Here is an 18,688-nt window from a genome sequence, read left to right as displayed (position 1 = left end):
CATTGTCAGCTACAGCAAGGTGTACTTTTTTGCATATCATCATCAACCTTTTCGACCTTATCGTTTTCAATTAAGGTTTTAGGCCTATAGCAGTAGGTAACTATAGCTACAATAAGACAACAAGCTGCAACACCTGCTATTATTCCTGTTGTCAGTAAGCTAACACTAAAAGCAAAATATGCAGCCGGTGCAGCAGCCCCTGCAAGTATTCCAGCTACTGCGAACGTCCATGTAGCTACGGTAGGCCACTTACTCTTTTGCGTATTTTGTGTTGCAGTAATACTTCCATTTCCTGGATTATTAGGCAGCTTGCCATTGGTTTTAGTATCATTCACCTGCTCAAATTTGTTGTTAGCTACTGAAGGTATTAGTGTTGGCTTCAGTGCCGGTGTTGGTTGTGGTGTTGGCGCCGGCGTAGGTATTGGAATTGGATTCGGTGTTGGTGTTAGGTTCGGCGTTGGCACCGGCGTAGGTGTTGGAATTGGATTCGGTGTTGGGTTCGGTGTTAGCACTGCTACATCTTCCCCGGTGCCAATAGCATTGCGAGTTCTATCATCAAGTGCACCATTCTTATACAAATCTGTAAGTACTTTTACTATATTTTGCAATCCTTCTGGACTTTCTTCGTTGATCACATTCAAATTAAAGGTAATGAAACCATTAGGGGCAGGAAGTTGGATTTCCGATATTCCATTGTTAAGAAACTCCTGTACCGTAAGCTTAAGTGTAAGCGGAGTAAAATCCTCTCTACCATGCTTGTTGAAAATTCCAATGGTATTGCGGGAAGCAAGCTGTTGACTACTTAAAACTGCAGATTGCAAATTCTGTGCATTTCTTGTTTTGAAAGTAATATTTCTTTCATGCGCAACTTTCAATGGAGTATAGCAAAAACTACCTTGTACCCTAATAGGTTGAGGAGAATGCGTGTTATCTTCTGGCTGCTTGGTGGTAGTTTGAGTACCACCTTCTTGTTCAGGGATTTCGTTAGTTGATGTAGGTACTGGATCTCCTAGAAGACTATTGTCATCATCACTTGAAAAATCTATTAAATCTTTTTCTAGCGCATCATCTTGGTGCTCTTCAGGCACGGCTTTATCATGTTCACCATCATTTTGACTGCCTTGTGTAATTACTACAGACTCTTCTTCATCACTTCTAGATGTCAAAACATCCTCACTAACAGGAGTTACTTGATTACTTGCAGTAGCGCTAACATCATTTACTGATGATGCAGCAGCCTTAGCATCAATTCCAATGCTTTTGATCCTTTCTGTAAGCAAATCTCTAGTTTTTAAGAGTTTTTCTTTCTGAGCAATGCTTTTTTCCTTCTTAACAGAACCTAGACTGTTAGTCTTCTCCTTCTCTTGAATTTTAGTATTTACTCTCTCTAGGATACTCTTCAAAGTAAGTTCATCTTTTATACCATTCTTTTCTAGGTAATTCTCCATATCCTCAGGATTGTGGATAGCATCCAACAATCGCTGATCTAATTTCTGCTTTCCATCTTTTTTACTTTTAGGCATTTTACTCCTCCTATAATCATTACCTATAGTTTCTTCTATTGAAGCCTTTTCATTATTCATAATATTTTCTCGTTTGTCCACAATATTTTCTTGTGGTTGTTGACTCAATTCACTATTACTGCAGGTAGATCTCATTGCTAAACTACCACCTGCTACTAGATTATCACCAATTGAACTAAGAAATCTAACAGACATATTTTCAGTTCCACACAACTGCCTTAACTCCATACTGTTTCCATTATTGTTAATATAAAGAGGCACTTCGCCTCTTCCATTAATGTTACATTCTATATGAGACATTATTAAAGGATCTTCACTGACCATAGCATTTTTATGGCTTATTAAATCAGCAAACTCCATTTCTCTTTCAAAATAGCGTTGTTCCGTGTTTGAAATAGCATTGCGAAAAAGATAATAAGGTGTAGTTAAAGCTGTAGTGATTATATAATAAGGAACTGCAGCTACATAAGAAAAGTAATAGTATCTAGATCTATTACTATCTGATTGAAAATCTTCTGGTTTCATATCTTGAATGCAACCATAATAGGTGTCTGTTTCATGATAATACTTTCCTACTATATGGAGGTCTGTCACAAGGCAGTTTACTATCAAGTTACCTGTTTTTAATGGTTCACCTACATGTTTAAAGCCCATAGAGCCGGTTGGGAACATGGGTATTGGATCTGATAAATTAGTTACTCTAATGGTATTTTCTCCAAGAAGCCTTTCATAAATTTCAGCACCACGGGAGTCAAAAACCCTCGGAGAACCAAAAGTTGCAACACGAACATGTTCAGCACTCTTTACTTTCTTAAGATATAAAGCAGTTATAGTAGCAAGAGCGGCTCCCATACTATGGCCCGTACAATTAATTCTAAAGTCTTTGATTTCTGATTCTTGCTTTTCAATGTAATCGCTTAATACTTTATCAAGACTAGGCAACAAATCATAAAATGCATTATAAAAACCACTATGCATTTTCCCACCTTCAGGTAAAAATTCTTGAGTAAATGCTGCGCTTACATCAGTCATCACATCATCAAGGCCTTTAGTACCACGATAGGCTATGGTTATTTCTTTATCTTTTGTAAAAACAAAACCAACAGGCGTTCCATTTTTCTTATAATAAAATGGAATAATACCATAACCTTCGTTAATGAGTTCAGCTTTAGTTTTATATCTGCTATCTAACTTTTCGTCGTTATTACCATAGCTGATCTTACAGAAATTACACACCTCTAATAATTCCTGTTTACTAAACCCTGCAATTTGTATTTTGTCTAGATCACTAACCTCGATAATTTCATAACCATTCTCAAAGCTACTACATTGAAGTTTATCCTCGGGTTGACTTCTATCACCTGAAATTTCAGACTCTTCTTCTCCTTCAATACCTGAATCTCCAGAATGGCGGCGCTCCTTAATTTCTTCTCGCTCTAAAATTTCAAACTCCTCTTCAGTACCTGAATCTCCAGAATGGCGGCGCTCCTTTTCTTCTGTATGATTTGCTGTTGGTGGCATAAGCCCACCAAATAAATTCCATCCCATGTTTTACCCCTAATTAATAGCTAAGCCAAGTATAGCATTAAACAGAAATCTTGCCAAGCAAATTATTAACTCTCTTAGCAAACAGACTTACATCATCCATCTCTTCACCTTCCACGATGCAAGCTTGGTAAAATAATAAATGAATCATGTCTTCCAATGTTGGGTTTTCACCATTTTCAGCGTGAGATTTCATTATGCTTTTTATTACAGGATGCTTAGTGTTAATTTCCAGTACCTTTGGCGTGCGGTAATTTAGCTGCTTTTGTTCACGCAAAAAACGCTCCATGCGAAGATCCATAGCTCCTTCATCAACCGCTAAACACACAGGACTGTCAGTCAGTTTTTTTGAGATTTTTACGCTTTTCACTGAATTGCCAAGAACCTTGGTGAAATATTGCAGTATAGAGTCCATATTTTCTTCAGTCTTTTCTTCATCTTGCTTATTTTCCTCATCTTTTTTATCTTCTTCTGAAGAGAATTTTTCCAAATCAACATCAGCGCGGGTCACAGACTTAAATTTTTGATCTTTATATTCATGAATCACGCTAGTCCAGAAATCATCAACTGGATCAACAAATAGAAGCACTTCTAGTCCTTTACTGACGAATCCCTCAAGTTGCGGACTGTTTTTCACTGAATCGAGGCTATTTCCGGTGAGATAATAGATATGCTCCTGCTCAGGCTTCATTCTGCTTATATAGTCATCAATGCTGACTAATTTCTCATCACCAGTGCTATGAAATCTGCAAATCGAGAGCAGTGCCTCTCTCTCATCAGTTGGCATAGCTTCACAAAGACCCTCTTTTAATACTGCACCAAAATTGGTCCAGAATTTTGTATATTCCTCTAAATTCTCTTTTGCCTTTTTACCAAGCTCTGATATCGCGCGTTTAGTTAAGGATTTTCTGATTTGCTCAACAACACGATTATTCTGCAGCGTTTCTCTGCTGATGTTAAGAGGCAAGTCCGGTGAATCAACAATACCTTTCAGAAAACGCAAGTATTGTGGTATGATCTGTACGTTATCTTCAGTAATAAATACCTTGTTTACATATAACTTCACAGAGCAACGTCTATCTGGATGGAATAAATCAAAAGGTTTAATGGAAGGAACATAAAGCAAATTTGTATATTCTATTGCACCTTCATTTTTATTATGCAATATCATCCAAGGCTCCCCGCCAACGTGAGCAACACTGCGGAAAAAATCATTGTGTTCCTCTTGAGTAACATCATTTTTTGGCTTAGTCCAAATTGCAGCCTTACTGTTTAACTTTTCACTTTTTCCTTCTTCATTTATGAATTCAACAGGAAAATTTATGTGATCAGAGTAAGTAGTGACAATGTTTTCAACACGAAATTTATCTAAAAACTCATTCTCTTCAGGACGCATAATGAGTGTAATTTTAGTTCCACGAGAAATTTGATTATCTAGTTTACTTATCGAATACTCTCCATCTCCCTTGGATTTCCAGACCCAAGACTCCTCCTCTCCAGCTTTTCTTGATTCTACTATTACTTCTGATGCAACCATAAAGCTTGAGTAAAAACCAACACCAAACTTCCCAATCAGCTCCACAGCTTGGCTTGAATCCTTGCTATTTTTAATCGCATCTAAGAACTTTTGCGTACCAGAGCTTGCAATTGTACCAAGGTTATCTATTAAATCTTGTCTGTTCATCCCGATGCCATTATCAGTGATATATAGCTCGTTCTTATCTTTATTGGAGCTAATAGTGATTTTTAACTCATCACTTGAATTTAGCAAATTTGAATTAGATTGAGATTCATAGCGCAATTTATCACATGCATCCGATGCATTTGATATTAACTCACGCAGAAAAATGTCCTTATTAGTATAAAGTGAATGAATCACTATATTCAGTACTTTCCCTACTTCAGCGTCAAATTTTAAATTTTCAGTTTCTTGTACGTTATGCATTTTGAGCTCCATTATTTGCCTACTACCCTAATAATCTAAGTATTGCACTGCAATCTTTCAAGGTCACGCACGCCAAAATTAATGTAGCCGCCATATTATGACACCCAATTTATGGGATCTCTTGCATAAAAATTCCTTGACACCCTTCGCCAGCCCCCTTGAAGGTATTCAGTTATCTTCATCTGTGCAGATTAAACAGCAAAAAAAACAACGTACTTGGCGTCTTATTTTTAATTTTTTGCACTATGTGCACCTTATGTCTTCACAACATTTCTAGCTATATAAGCCGAAACGCGCTTACAAAGCGTTTAAGACAGTAGAGAACGCCAATTTGCAGGATTAGAGAGTGACAACTAGCTAACACGGGGTTTCTTTTGCCTTTTTTTCTGCTTAGTAAATTTCTTAATGTTTATAATTTAGATTAGTTGCGGCTAAAAAGCAACTGAATCGCGGTTATTAAACGTTTAGAATAAAAAAACGCCATACTTGAAAGTATAATGTAAGTAATTAGCCAACCATGGGGCTTCTTTTGCCTTTTTTTTCACTTGGTAAATTTCTTAATATTTATAGCAACATGAACAAACATTTGAGAGTAACTTCTGCTAGTAGGGTGTCATCCCAGTGCGTGACACTGGGATCCAGAAAAATTGATTATGTACTATACAACATTTTCGATCAAAAGCTGGATTCCAGACTGGAATGACACCCTACTTAACCGTCATACCGCCGCAGTATCTCTTAGCATAGATCCCGCTAACAAGCAGCGGGATGACGAAGTTATTGTCATGCCACCGCGAACCGTCATACCGCCGCGGTATCTCCTTAGCATAGATCCCGCTAACAAGCAGCGGGATGACGAATTACTTAACCATTATACCGCCGCGGTATCTCTAGATCCCGCTAACACCTTACTATTACCCACAAATATAAATGTTTGTTGCATAGCTCTTAATGGCATAACTTTTGCTTGAAATAACTGTTTATATGGTGCAATAGAAGCCCCGAGTAGCGAGTTTTGACTCTATATTACTGTAAGTGGCGCTGTAATAATGTGCTGACGCTTAGTTTAAGCGCGATTTGGCTGAATGTAGAAAAAATAAAAAAGACATGCAGCCGCTATAATTTTATCTAATCCGCCAATAAATACCCTAAGTTTTTTACTGAATTTTGTCATTGAGCCTGCAGGTCAAAAACAAGTTTTGAGTCATAAATACCCTTATTATCATAATAAGGGGGCTGGCGGAGTTTGTCAAGGAAGTTTTTGTATTTTAATTTTAGAATTTTATAGGCTTTTGTTTTCATGAAATTATGTTCTCATGGGTAAATTAATGTTATCCTTTTTTGTTGATCTAAAGTTTTTTATGTTCATACACTTACGTGTTCATAGTGTTTATTCGCTGCTTGAAAGCTCGGTTAAAATTGAGGAGCTGATAGGCCTTTGTTTGCGAAATAAAATGCCAGCGGTTGCAATTACTGATTCAGGCAACTTGTTTGGCTCGCTCGAATTTTCAGAATATGCAGCAAGTAGGGGAATACAGCTAATAATAGGATGCAATATTATAGTTAAACATTCAGAACAAAATTTACCTATATTATTGCTTGCAAAAAATGAGCAAGGGTACACTAATTTAGTCACTTTGGTGAGTGAGTCTTTTAAAAAGCGCAAGAATAACAGCGATATTCCTTACGTTGATTTTGATGAGCTATTGAATTTAAGTATGGGTTTGATCGCTTTAACCGGTGGATGTTTGGCTCAACTATTGTTGGGGCAAGATAAAGAAACGGTTGAAAAACTGCTTTCAGCATTCGATGGTCATTTATATGTTGAATTGCAGCGTCATGGGCTGAATAAAGAGCTAGAGCTTGAAGAAGCTTTAATAGATTTTGCTTATCAGCGCAATGTACCACTGGTTGCAACGAACGATGTGTTTTTTCCAAATAGGTCTGATTATGAGGCTTATGACATATTAACGTGCATATCGGAGGGGAGTTATGCCCTGGAGAATAACAGAAAGAAGTTAACTACCGAGCATTACTTCAAATCTGTGGCAGAAATGGAGGAACTGTTCAGCGACATTCCCGAAGCAATTCATAACACTTTAGTGATAGCTAAGCGGTGCTCTTACATGCCAAGAAGCAGGCAGCCTATCTTGCCTAAATTTCCTTGTCGAGAAAATAAAACTGAGAATGAAGAACTGAGGGAGCAGGCAGCTGCAGGATTGAAGCTGCGTATTGCAAAATCCTCTTCTGTCACCAGAACACCCTCCACTGTCATCCCAGTACTTGATACTGGGATCCAGAGAGATTCCAGCGTCACGCGCTGGAATGACACCAAACCAGATGATGACACACAACATGATATCGATTTCAAGCAATACTACGACAGGTTAGATTATGAACTAAGTGTAATCACTTCAATGAACTATGCTGGTTACTTTCTAATAGTTTCTGACTTTATCCGCTGGAGCAAAGCAAATGGCATTCCAGTTGGTCCAGGAAGAGGCTCTGGTGCTGGATCAATTGTTGCTTGGAGCTTACAGATTACAGACCTTGATCCAATAAAGTTTGGCCTAATATTTGAAAGGTTTTTAAATCCCGATCGTGTATCAATGCCTGACTTTGATATCGATTTCTGCCAAGAGAAAAGGGACCTGGTTATTGATTATGTTCAGAAAAAGTACGGTTATGTTGCTCAAATAATCACTTTTGGAAAATTGCAAGCAAGGGCAGTATTGCGTGATGTTGGTAGAGTATTGCAAATGCCTTACTCTCAAGTGGATAAAATATCTAAAATGGTTCCATTTAATCCAGTAAATCCTGTAACTTTATCGCAAGCGATAGAGCTTGATCAAAACCTGCAGAAAGAACGGGATAGTGATGAGGTAATTGCAAAGCTTCTTGATATATCACTAAAGCTTGAAGGAATATATCGTCACGTTTCAACTCATGCTGCTGGAATTGTAATATGTGATCAAAAGTTGGAAAATTTTGTTCCTGTGTACTACGATCCAAATTCGGCTCTGCCAATCACTCAATACAGCATGAAATATGTGGAGAAAGCTGGGTTAATAAAATTTGATTTTCTTGGACTTGGTACGCTAACACTAATAGATCATGTGTGTCGTTTAATTAATCGTGATGAAAAAAAGATCGATATTTCTTCAGTTCCTTTGAATGATCAAAAAACCTATGAGATGCTCTCTAGCGGTGATTCAATTGGAGTGTTCCAGCTTGAAAGTTCGGGAATGAGAGAAGCTTTAATCAAATTAAAGCCAGATTGCATTGAAGATATTATCGCTTTAATTTCCCTTTATCGTCCAGGACCTATGGATAACATTCCAACTTATGTTGCAAGAAAGCATGGACTTGAAAAGCCAGATTATATTCATCCGTTACTTGAAGGAGTGTTAAAAGAAACATTTGGGGTAATAATCTACCAGGAGCAGGTGATGGAAATAGCCCGTATTCTCTCTGGATATAGTCTTGCAGAAGCAGATTTGCTGAGACGTGCTATGGGTAAGAAAATTAAGGAAGAGATGGATAAACAACGTGAACTTTTCATCCAAGGGGCAACAAAGAATGGCGTTGATTATGACAGGGCAAGTTATATCTTTGACCTTGTTGCAAAATTTGCTGGTTATGGATTTAATAAATCTCACGCAGCTGCATATGCGGTTATATCTTATCAAACGGCTTACCTTAAAGCTAATTATCCATTAGAATTTTTTACAGCACTAATGAATCTAAATATTGATGATAGAGATAAACTGAATTTATTTTATCATGCAGCAAAGTTTAGTGGCGTTACCGTTCTTCCACCTGATATAAACAAGTCTCAAGCTGAATTCTCAATAGAGGGTGAGTGCATACGTTATGGTATTGCTGCCTTGAGGAATGTTGGTTTTTCTATAGCAGAAGGAATAGTGAACACACGTTCAAGCGCTTATAAGGACATATGGGAATTCATTCAAAATTCAGGTCATATAATAAATAAGAGAGCGCTAGAAAGCCTAATTAAATCCGGGGCATTCGATAGCGTGCATAAGAACAGAAAGCAGCTATATGAGTCAATGGACATGCTGATTTACTTTGCAAATAAAAACAAACAGGATAGGGAATCAAGTCAAGCTGCTTTGTTTGGTAGTCTTGATGTCCTCAAACCGAAATTTGAGAATGTGGAAGATTTTGATGAAGAGGAAAAATTAGAGCATGAGTTATTTTCACTAGGATTTTATTTAACTAATCATCCACTTGAAAAATTTAGAATTCTTCTGGAAAAGTTAAATATTGGGTTTATCGGAGAAAATAGAACAGCAAAAACTGCTGGGGTAATATTAAATGCACGTATGAGAACTTCAGAGCGTGGAAGGTTTGTTATACTCACACTTTCTGATCCCCATAACGTTTCTGAAATAGCATTTTATAATAATGAAATAATAGAAGAAAAAAGAGATTTATTCTCACCAGGAACATTTGTGATAATTGATCTTGAAGCTTCGGAAAATACGACAAGATTAGCAGGCAAGGATATATCTGAGTTTACAAAAAGAATCGCTTCTACAATAAAGGAATTAGTTCTCACCACTGAGTGCACGGATTCGCAAAAAGCCGCTATGGAATTAAATGCAATATTGAAAGATAAAGGCAGAACCAAAATAATGCTAAAACTTCTTCTCGAAAAACATAAAGTGAGCATCTTATTACCAGGTGCATACTCAATTGCTCCTCAAGTTATTTATGAAATATCTAACTTAAGCTGGATTAAAGGCGTAGAAATTAATACAAATAACTTGCTTATATAAAAAAGCTTTATATAATGAAATATTTAATCGGTATTAAAGGAAGATATAGTGAATCTTTATGAATTTACTTTTATAGCACAACAAGGATTATTACAGCAAGAAGTAGAGGAGATGGTCCAAGAGCTAGCTGTTTCATTGAAAAATATTAAAGCAGATGTTATTTTCCAGAAGATCAAGAGTCTTATGGAAAGGCAAAATAGTACGCTTACAAAACAAGAGTTAGAAACGCGTGCTGAAAACATTAAAGAAGGTCTAGTTGTTTACTCTGATTTCTTGGAAGATCTTACAAAAATTTTATGGGTTGAATTGGAAGAAGATCTTTCAAATTTGAAAGAAGTGAAGTCAAAAATCGATAAAGAGTTGAAAGATGACCTAAAAGATTTAGGAATAACGCAAGATTTTATAAAATTTCTAGGAGGCAGTGAGCAAATTACTAAAAGTGCGTTTATCCATAATGCAGTAAATGCTTTGAAGAGAAATATTTCAGAACATCTAATAAAGATTTTTCAAGATATTTTGAAAGATTTTAGAATAAACGGTCCAACTCAATCGAGCAAAGCATTGGAGATGCTTTTGGAAAACATTGAAGCATCGGGATTAATCAAGTATGAACATTGGGGTCTTTTGGATTTTGCATATCCAATAAATAAGATGAAGAGCGGTCATTATTGTATAATGTGCATAAGTTCTACTGCAAATATTCTGGATGAATTTGTGCGTAGAATGAAACTTAATGAGAACGTTATTCGCCACTTGTCTGTGCAGGTTGATAAATTTTTTGAAGGTAAATCTTATATGATGAATAAACAAATTGAGGAGCAAAACGCATAATGATGAAAAGACGAAATAGTTTTAATAATTCCTACGTATCTGTAAATAATAGGACTGGCTTTAGGCGTTCTAAAGTTTGCCCTCTTGCTACGTCTAAAGATGAAGACATAGATTATAAGAATACAGATTTATTATCCAAGTTTACCTCTGACTATGGTAGGATATTACCTAGAAGGTTAACAGGCGTATGTGCAAAAAAACAAAGGAAGTTACGCTTAGCGATCATAAGGGCACGTTTTTTGGCTCTTGTTCCTTACTGTACTAAAAAAGTTTAGGTAATTTATGTTGATAATTTTAAAGGAAAATATAAGGACTTTAGGTAAGCTTGGTGAAGTTGTCAAAGTTAAACCAGGTTATGCACGTAATTTTCTTTTTCCACAAAGAAAAGCGGTGAAAGCTACCAAGGAAAATTTAACAAAGCTAGAGGAGCAACGTTTATTACTGGAAGAAGAGAATATAAAAAGATTAAATGTAGCAAAAGAGCTTGCATTGTCACTACATGATAAGTTTGTGGTATTGATAAAGCAAGCTTCAGAGGATGGTAAAATTTTTGGTTCTGTAACAACACGTGAAATTGCGAAAGTTTTACTACAAGAAGGACATGCGATAGATCATCGTAGTTTATCTTTTGGTGGAATAAGCATCAAAAACTTGGGTGAATACCAAGTAAACGTAGAATTACATAGTGAAGTAGTAGTACCAATTACTATATACGTCGTGAAATCCGAAACAGATGCGCATGAATTAAGGCAAGTAAAGTTGCAAAATCAGAAGTCTGAGCAACAAGAAGGTGAAGCAGTGGAGCAAGAAGATACAAATAACAAATAGCAGTGAATAAAATATATCAACTATTCCTGTCATTCCAGTGCCTTTTTTTTCTGTCATCCCAGTGCGTGACACTGGGATCTAGCATGTTCAAAGATAAGACGGGGGTCATTTAATGATCCCGCGCTATAGCCAAAAAGAAATGTCTTCCATTTGGGAGGAAAATAATAAATTTAATATATGGCTTAAAATAGAAAAATTAGCGTGTGAAGCTCAAGCAGAGTTAGGAGTGATTCCAAATAGTGTTGCTCAGAAGCTCTCTGGTGCTATTGAATTTGATATTGAACGTATCAACGAAATTGAATCCATTGTAAAACATGATGTTATAGCTTTTCTGACATATGTTGCTGAAAAAGCGGGAGTTGATGTTCGTTATCTCCACTATGGAATGACAAGTTCTGATGTTTTGGATACATGCCTTGCGGTGCAGTTGAAAGAGTCATGTGATATTTTACTCGGGAATCTAAAAAATTTACTTGCAGTATTGAAAAAAAAAGCTGAGGACTATAAAGATATTGTTTGTGTTGGGCGCAGTCATGGAATGCATGCAGAACCAACAACTCTTGGATTAAAATTTGCTAGATTTTATGCTGAATTTAAACGCAATTATCAGAGATTAATTAGCGCGCAAAAAGAGATCTCAATTTGTAAAATATCAGGTGCAGTAGGTAATTTTGCAAATGTTGATCCGTTTGTTGAAGAGTATGTAGCAAAAGAAATGGGACTCATACCTGAAACCATATCGTCTCAAGTCATTCCTCGTGATAGACATGCCATGTTCTTTTCGGTTTTGGGAGTGATTGCAAGCTCAATAGAAAATATTGCAATTGAAATTCGTCATTTGCAAAGAACTGAAATCGGCGAAATTTCTGAGCATTTTTCCATTGGGCAGAAGGGAAGCTCTGCTATGCCACACAAATGTAATCCTATTTTAAGTGAAAATCTGACGGGACTCTCACGTTTAATACGCAGTTATGTTTTTCCTGCGTTAGAAAATGTTGCATTGTGGCACGAACGTGATATATCACACTCGTCTGTGGAAAGATGCATTGCTCCTGATGCTTGTATAACAATGGATTTTGCTTTAGTGCGATTAACAGATTTGATAGATAAATTGGTAATCAATAAGGAAAACATTGAAAAGAACTTAAATTCTTCAAAAGGTTTAGTTTTCTCACAGCGTGTATTGCTTGAGTTAGTAAATAGTGGTTTGGCAAGGGAAGAGGCGTATAAAATTGTTCAGAGCAATGCAATGAAAGTGAAACAAAACAACAGTGATTTTCTGGCCGAATTGAAACAAGATAAACCTTTACTTAAGGTTATTAACTCGGAAAAACTTGAATCTTTGTTTGATTTGAAATATTATACAAAGCATGTAGGTCACATATATAGCAAGGTTTTCAATTAGGCTGAGTAGCTCAGTTGGTAGAGCAGGAGGATCATAATCTCTTGGTCGGGGGTTCAAGTCCCTCCTCAGCCACTCGAACTAAACTATGTTTAGCAAGATAGTGCTATTGGTGAAGTAGTGCGACCCAGTGTCAGCTACTTGGAATGGTTACGTTCAGTTGTATATCCACTTAGGTGTATAGTTTAGAGGAAAATGGATAAGAGATTGTGAAAAGGGTTTAGCTTTTGGCCTATGATCTCTTTAAATGATAGAATTTCACTACAAAACTTAACTTTCTTCTATGCAATTAGCTAAGTCAAGAAAGGTGAATCTATCTCTTGTTGCAAACGCAAGATCGACCACTTCACAATATTGTTCTTTATTCCAACTGAGGTGCTCTGGTAAGTGCGGAATTGATAGATCTTCAAATATTTTTTGCAGGTATTTTGCAGGTAGTAAATTTTGCTTAATTAAATTGGAAATATTAGTCCATTCTTTACAAATAATCTCTTGGATTTTTTGCTGCATAATTTGCTTCTGTTCAAAAGTTCTTACAAATTCGATATTATCAAAGCACTGAGTTATATGTTTTACATCTAAAGTGGTCGGGTTGATAATCGGGTTTTGTATTGATAATATCTTTTCCTGCAAATTAGCCATGGTAATCGTCGTAACAGCAATTTTTTCGCCATGTAGTGAGGAATGATCTCTTGTTACCATTTCCATTGCGTGAGCTATCATATGCTCTCCTTGGCTTGCAGAATAGCTGCCTTTTGATATTACCATTCCAAGTCCTGAAATTAGTAGAACTTCCATAAGTAATAGGACCACTTTTCTACTTCTTTTAGTAAGCGCCGTATACTCTCTTAGCAAAATTTGCTCCAAATCGCGAACAAGTGTAAAAGGTAATTCATTGTATTCTGTGCCAAGCAACAAATGAGATAGTAGCCAGTCAGCCTGAACTGTCGAACGGCAAATGAAATCTGCAAATCCGCTTAATGTGAGGCGCAGTGGTGCATTGGTAAGTATGTCTATATCTATATATATCGCTCTTGGAAGATGTGCTTTGAACGATTTTTTGTATCCATTTACTAATATTGAAGCATTTGCGGATGTATATCCATTCATGGAAGCGGCTGTTGGGAACGATATATAATCTTTTTTCCCGAGGTAGCTTGCATATTTGCAGATGTCGTTAACGGTGCCGCTACCAAATGCAACTATTAAGTCACTGTCTTTTGCTTTGTTTCTAACTAGATTTATGGTTTCAAGAGAGGCAAGTGAAAGATTAGTACCCATGGTTGGTGTCATTCCAGCGCGTGACGCTGATTTTTTTTCCTGGATCCCAGTCTCGAAGGACTGGGATGATAAAATGTAGGGAGCATCCGAAATGATATGAGGTTTTGCAAGAGGCCTAATGGTATTGCTCGGGATAATTAAGTGAGAAATTTTATTAAATACGTTTTTGTTTAAAAGTTTTGCTGTATTTTCATCTGCAACTAGAAAGATGTCATTTCCGTGTCGTGTACATATTTTATAGATATCATCAGCAAGGTGGTAATCTGTTATTACTTCCCTTAGAAAAGTTTGTTCGGCTTGATGTAATATTTGTTTTAAATAGTGCATAGAGTGTTTACAATATAGCAATATAAGTATTTTAAGATTGACATGAAAATTGACCCTGTAGAGCTAACTAAGAAATTGATCTCTTTTGAGAGTATAACACCAAGGGACGGCGGGGCAATAGAGCATATAGCAACAATCTTCAAGAAAAGTGGCTTTGACTGTGAGATTTTAGAATTTGGTGATGATGGAACTAAAGTTAAAAATCTTTATGCGAAATATATAAATGGAGTACCAAATTTGTGCTTTGCTGGGCATGTTGATGTTGTACCACCGGGTCAGTTAAAAGATTGGGCATTTGGTCCATTTAATCCAGAAGTTAGAGATGGAATGCTATATGGAAGAGGAGCAGCTGATATGAAAAGCGGAATAGCTGCATTTATTGCTGCTATGGCAAATTTAATTGCAGAAAAGTTTCAATTTAATGGTTCGATAAGTGCATTGATTACCAGTGCTGAAGAAAGCACGGAAGAATATGGAACAAAGGCAGTTTTGGAATGGATGAAAAGTAAGCAAAAAAAGATAGATTTTTGTGTAGTTGCCGAACCAACCAGTAGTGAGAAATTAGGTGATACCATAAAAATAGGCAGAAGAGGTTCTGTAACATTTGAATTAATTTGCCATGGAAAACAAGGACACGTTGCCTACCCAGACCTAGCAGATAATCCAATATATAAGGTAACATCGATATTGAGTAAGGTAAAAAATACTACTTTTGATCATGGTAATAAATATTTTCAGCCTTCACATTGCGAAGTTACTACTATCGATGTTGGAAATAATACTAGCAATCTAATACCTAGTTCAGCAACTACACGTTTTAACATTCGATATAACGATACACAAACACCTGACGGCTTATATAAGCTGATTGATGAAATATGCTCCAGTGTAACTAACGATTATAAACTTTCTATGCATAGCAGCAGGGACGTTTTCCTCTCTACTCCTGATAGAAATACTGATATTATGCTTGATGCGATAAATAAAGTTACCAGTATTGATGCTGTGCTGAGCACAAGTGGTGGCACATCTGACGCTGCGTTTATCAAAGATGTTTGTCCAGTGATTGAATTTGGTATAATCAACAAAACCGCACATCAGATAAACGAATGCATATTAGTAAATGATATACATAAATTAACAGCTATATATAAGGAATTTATAGAAAATTATTTCAATCCCACTAATAAAATATTGAGTCAGGTCAACGTAGTTAGTAATATATCTAGTGGTCCATTGTTAGCTTAGATGTAATCAGATCTCTTGCATAACTGTTGTTTGAGTAACAACTGGTATCATCCCAGCGTGTGACGTTAGAATCCAAAAACCATGAGAGCTACAAAAACCACTTGACAAACTCCGCCAGTCCCCTTATCATGACAGTGAAGCTATTGTATTTGCTTTCGCCAATCTGCAGATTAAAAGGTAAGGATTACTTAATGTATCGGCGTCTTATGTTCAATTTTTTGCAGTATATAGATACTGTATGTCTTTACAAAACTTCATCTACATCTAGATTTTTATCTAAATAAGCTGAACGCGCTTACAAAGCGTTACAAGACATCAAAAAATGCCAATACTCGACAAAGATAGTAAAAGACTAGCTAACTCGGAGATTCTTTGTCTTTTTTTCTGCTTAGTAAATTTCTTAAACATTTGCAGCGTAGGTTAGTTGCAATTAAAAGCAGCTGAATTTCGCTTGTCAAGCGTTTAAAACATAAAAAACGCCAATATTTTAAAGCGGATAATAACCACGGGGCTTCTTTTGCCTTTTTTTTGTTTGGTAAATTCCTTAATATTTATAGCTAGAGACTCTCATCTTTAGCGAGCTTCAAGGTAATTGGTTGCTATTTGCGAAAATATTTGCATAATTTGAGCAACATTAATTGATAAAAATTAACTATGGAGCTTAATAAGATTGCAGCATCGATTTTACTTTCTGGGCTAATCATTATGATAGTCAGCAACGTAGTTGATATGCTGTATAGTCCAGAGGAATATAAGATTGAACACCAAACGATAGTAGCTGCTGGTAACAATGAGTTCCAGCAAAAAATCGAGCAAGTGGCGCTCGATATTGGAGCGCTCATGCAGAATGCTAGCTTTGAAAAAGGCAAGTCAGCAGCGAAGAAATGTATAGCCTGCCATAGTTTTGAGAAAGGTGGAATGAATAAAGTAGGACCAAACTTATGGAACGTAGTTGGAAACAAAAAGGCTCATCTTGGTAACTCATTCAATTACTCAAAAGCAGTGCTTGAAAGAGGTGGAAAATGGGGGTATGAGGAGCTATTTGCTTTCTTAAAGAACCCAAAAGCCTATATAAAAGGTACGCGTATGGCATTTGCAGGTATTTCCAATCCACAAGAAATTGCAGATCTAGTTAGTTATTTGCGTCAATTGAGTGATAACCCGGTTGCTTTGCCAAAGTAGTATGGATTATTGTAATGATGGAAATAATGGTCACATAGCATATCGAAAGCTACAAGGAAAGAAAGCTTCTGTAGTTTTTTTCGGTGGATTTGCATCTAATATGGATGGAACTAAAGCAACTGCTATTTACAAATTTTGCCAAGAAAACGAGATAGCACTTGTGCTATTTGATTATTTTGGTCACGGTCATTCAAGTGGTGATTTTATTGATTACACGATAAGTGATTGGCAAGAAAATTGTGCTAAAGTGATAAGTGAATTAACTAGCGATAAACAAATAATTATAGGTTCAAGTATGGGAGGATGGCTGATGCTGCTCATTGCCCTTCAATTTCCAGAAAAAATTGCAGCATTAATCGGCATATCGTCTGCTCCTGATTTTACTGAAGATTTGATATTCAAGCAATTGTCAGGCAAGCAAAAAGAAGAACTAGGTTCTAAAGGTGTAATAGATTTTACTTCAGAGCATTGTAGATACAAAATAACTAAAAATTTGATCGAAGATGGCAGAAAGAACCTTCTTTTAAACAGAGAAGCAATAGATATAAACTGTCCTGTGCGCTTATTGCATAGCATTAATGATAAAGATGTTCCTTATCAAACTTCATTGAATTTAGCTGAAAAAATTAAGTCAACCGATGTTGAAGTATACTTGATGAAATCAGCAGAGCACAACATGTCTGACAATCACTCACTGAAAGTTTTATTTAAGACCATTAGAGAATTTTTGCCAGCAAAAACATATAGGTAACCGTTCACACTTAATTCTTCAATCTCACTAATAGAAAGGCCAGTAAACTTGACAATAGTGTTGACATCAACATTATTAGCCAGCATTGCTTTTGCAACTTCAATTTTTCCTTTCTCTATACCTTTTTCTATACCTTTCTCTTCAGCAAGATCAAGTCTGTATTCAAGAATGGCTTCTTCTTTGCGTAGATCCATTATTCTTTCTTCGTAAGCTACTAAATCTTTTTCGTTCCAACGAAACTTATCTAACTCATCATATGCTAGCTTTATTATTGGTGCCTTTTCTGCAATTTTCTTTAGATCTTCATCTGTCGTTTCTTCAGCATATTTAAAGAAAAATAGCCAACGATCTACTATGCTTTCTAGCTGTTCTACTTTGCTTTTTGTAAATTTAGGTAACTCAATAAAGACAAATTGAAAATCTTTTAAGTAATGGCCGTTGGTTTTTATATCACGTATATTATGAGTAGAGATATAACCAACTTCTTCAGGAAGTAAGTTACAATTGGAAATAGCAATAAAGAAGACTTTCTTTAAATCAATGTAGTTGCCAGATTTATCTAATTGTCTTGAGTAAGCCTTAGCAGCATATAGTTGAGCGCGTTTCTCAAAACCTTTATCACGAGCCAGTTGCATCTCAATCACAAACCTATTACCAATAGAATCCTTGCAGAGAACATCAACAATACTTTGTTTATCAGAGGCAATTTCGGGATCCATGATAGTACTTAAGAATTCTACTTCTTGTATTGCACTTGCCTCAGCAAATCCTAAAATATCGTTCAAAAAGTGAATAAGGATATTCTTATTTTTTTCCGTTCCAAAGATTTTTTTGAAACACAAATCATTGCGAGGATCGAGAAATTTTGAAAGAGCCATAATGCTTGGAAAATATTAATAATTATACACTATTATTAACAATTATTCAACTATATTTTTGAAGATAGCTAGTTTCTGTATTTACTTTAAATTGAAGAAAGCTCAAATGAAAGATCGTGTTTTTCACAGAATGCAGTCTGGTTAC

General features: G+C 36.1%; 13 protein-coding genes and 1 tRNA gene. 10 read left to right on the top strand and 4 right to left on the bottom strand.

Translation table 11 applies throughout. The features are described 5' to 3' along the window. Positions 1-5: 5 nt before the first annotated feature. Together ABWU75_RS02445 and htpG are read right to left on the bottom strand one after the other, a co-directional pair. Positions 6-3,071, bottom strand: coding sequence for a lipase family protein (locus ABWU75_RS02445; RefSeq protein WP_353287004.1), 3,066 nt, complete (start codon positions 3,069-3,071; stop codon positions 6-8). A 37-nt stretch (positions 3,072-3,108) separates the two neighbouring features. After that, positions 3,109-5,013 (bottom strand): molecular chaperone HtpG, encoded by a 1,905-nt coding sequence (gene htpG, locus ABWU75_RS02440; RefSeq protein ID WP_353287003.1) that lies wholly within the window; start codon positions 5,011-5,013, stop codon positions 3,109-3,111. 529 nt (positions 5,014-5,542) lie between these two features. Here htpG and ABWU75_RS02435 point away from each other — a divergent pair. From ABWU75_RS02435 to ABWU75_RS02405, 7 genes are all read left to right on the top strand, one after another. Further along, a complete protein-coding gene (locus ABWU75_RS02435; RefSeq protein ID WP_353286647.1) occupies positions 5,543-5,716 on the top strand; it encodes a hypothetical protein in 174 nt (57 codons plus the stop codon). Positions 5,717-6,374: 658 nt separating this feature from the next. Continuing rightward, positions 6,375-9,815 carry a DNA polymerase III subunit alpha gene (gene dnaE, locus ABWU75_RS02430; RefSeq protein WP_353287063.1) on the top strand — a complete coding sequence of 1,147 codons (3,441 nt, stop codon included), beginning with the start codon at positions 6,375-6,377 and terminating at the stop codon, positions 9,813-9,815. Between the two features lie 48 nt (positions 9,816-9,863). Next, on the top strand, positions 9,864-10,646 hold the full coding sequence (gene rpsF, locus ABWU75_RS02425) for a 30S ribosomal protein S6 (protein WP_353287002.1): 783 nt from the start codon (positions 9,864-9,866) through the stop codon (positions 10,644-10,646). Beyond that, positions 10,646-10,921, top strand: coding sequence for a 30S ribosomal protein S18 (rpsR, locus tag ABWU75_RS02420; protein ID WP_064125330.1), 276 nt, complete (start codon positions 10,646-10,648; stop codon positions 10,919-10,921). The genes rpsF and rpsR overlap by 1 nt, the downstream gene beginning before the upstream one ends. Before the next feature lie 7 nt (positions 10,922-10,928). Further along, positions 10,929-11,474 (top strand): 50S ribosomal protein L9, encoded by a 546-nt coding sequence (gene rplI, locus ABWU75_RS02415; RefSeq protein ID WP_264735518.1) that lies wholly within the window; start codon positions 10,929-10,931, stop codon positions 11,472-11,474. A 112-nt stretch (positions 11,475-11,586) separates the two neighbouring features. Beyond that, the gene (gene purB / locus ABWU75_RS02410) at positions 11,587-12,879 is read left to right on the top strand and encodes an adenylosuccinate lyase (RefSeq protein WP_253309630.1); all 1,293 of its coding nucleotides are present in this window, start codon (positions 11,587-11,589) and stop codon (positions 12,877-12,879) included. Next, positions 12,879-12,951, top strand: a tRNA-Met gene (locus ABWU75_RS02405). The genes purB and ABWU75_RS02405 overlap by 1 nt, the downstream gene beginning before the upstream one ends. A gap of 195 nt (positions 12,952-13,146) precedes the next feature. Here the strand turns inward: ABWU75_RS02405 and ABWU75_RS02400 are convergent. Next, entirely contained in the window at positions 13,147-14,484 is a 1,338-nt protein-coding gene (locus ABWU75_RS02400; RefSeq protein ID WP_353287001.1) for an iron-containing alcohol dehydrogenase, read from the bottom strand. Between the two features lie 42 nt (positions 14,485-14,526). Between ABWU75_RS02400 and dapE the strand changes: the two genes are divergently transcribed. The 3 genes from dapE to ABWU75_RS02385 all read left to right on the top strand — a co-directional run bounded on the left by dapE (position 14,527) and on the right by ABWU75_RS02385 (position 17,665). Continuing rightward, positions 14,527-15,732, top strand: a complete 1,206-nt coding sequence (dapE, locus tag ABWU75_RS02395; RefSeq protein ID WP_353287000.1) for a succinyl-diaminopimelate desuccinylase — start codon at positions 14,527-14,529, stop codon at positions 15,730-15,732. Between the two features lie 654 nt (positions 15,733-16,386). Next, positions 16,387-16,914, top strand: a complete 528-nt coding sequence (locus ABWU75_RS02390) for a c-type cytochrome (protein ID WP_253309627.1) — start codon at positions 16,387-16,389, stop codon at positions 16,912-16,914. A 1-nt stretch (position 16,915) separates the two neighbouring features. Beyond that, positions 16,916-17,665, top strand: a complete 750-nt coding sequence (locus tag ABWU75_RS02385; protein WP_353286999.1) for an alpha/beta hydrolase — start codon at positions 16,916-16,918, stop codon at positions 17,663-17,665. On the opposite strand, the gene ABWU75_RS02380 is transcribed toward ABWU75_RS02385, so the two are convergent. Then, positions 17,602-18,543: an Rpn family recombination-promoting nuclease/putative transposase gene (locus ABWU75_RS02380; RefSeq protein ID WP_353286998.1), complete on the bottom strand. Its 942-nt coding sequence runs from the start codon at positions 18,541-18,543 to the stop codon at positions 17,602-17,604. The two genes, ABWU75_RS02385 and ABWU75_RS02380, sit on opposite strands and share 64 nt — an antisense overlap. Between the last annotated feature and the right edge of the window lie 145 nt (positions 18,544-18,688).

Origin of the sequence: Wolbachia endosymbiont (group A) of Anthophora plumipes (assembly GCF_964028115.1) — a bacterium.
Lineage (GTDB): Bacteria > Pseudomonadota > Alphaproteobacteria > Rickettsiales > Anaplasmataceae > Wolbachia.
Note: the sequence above shows the minus strand (reverse complement) of the source record. Positions and strands in the feature narration are given on the sequence as shown.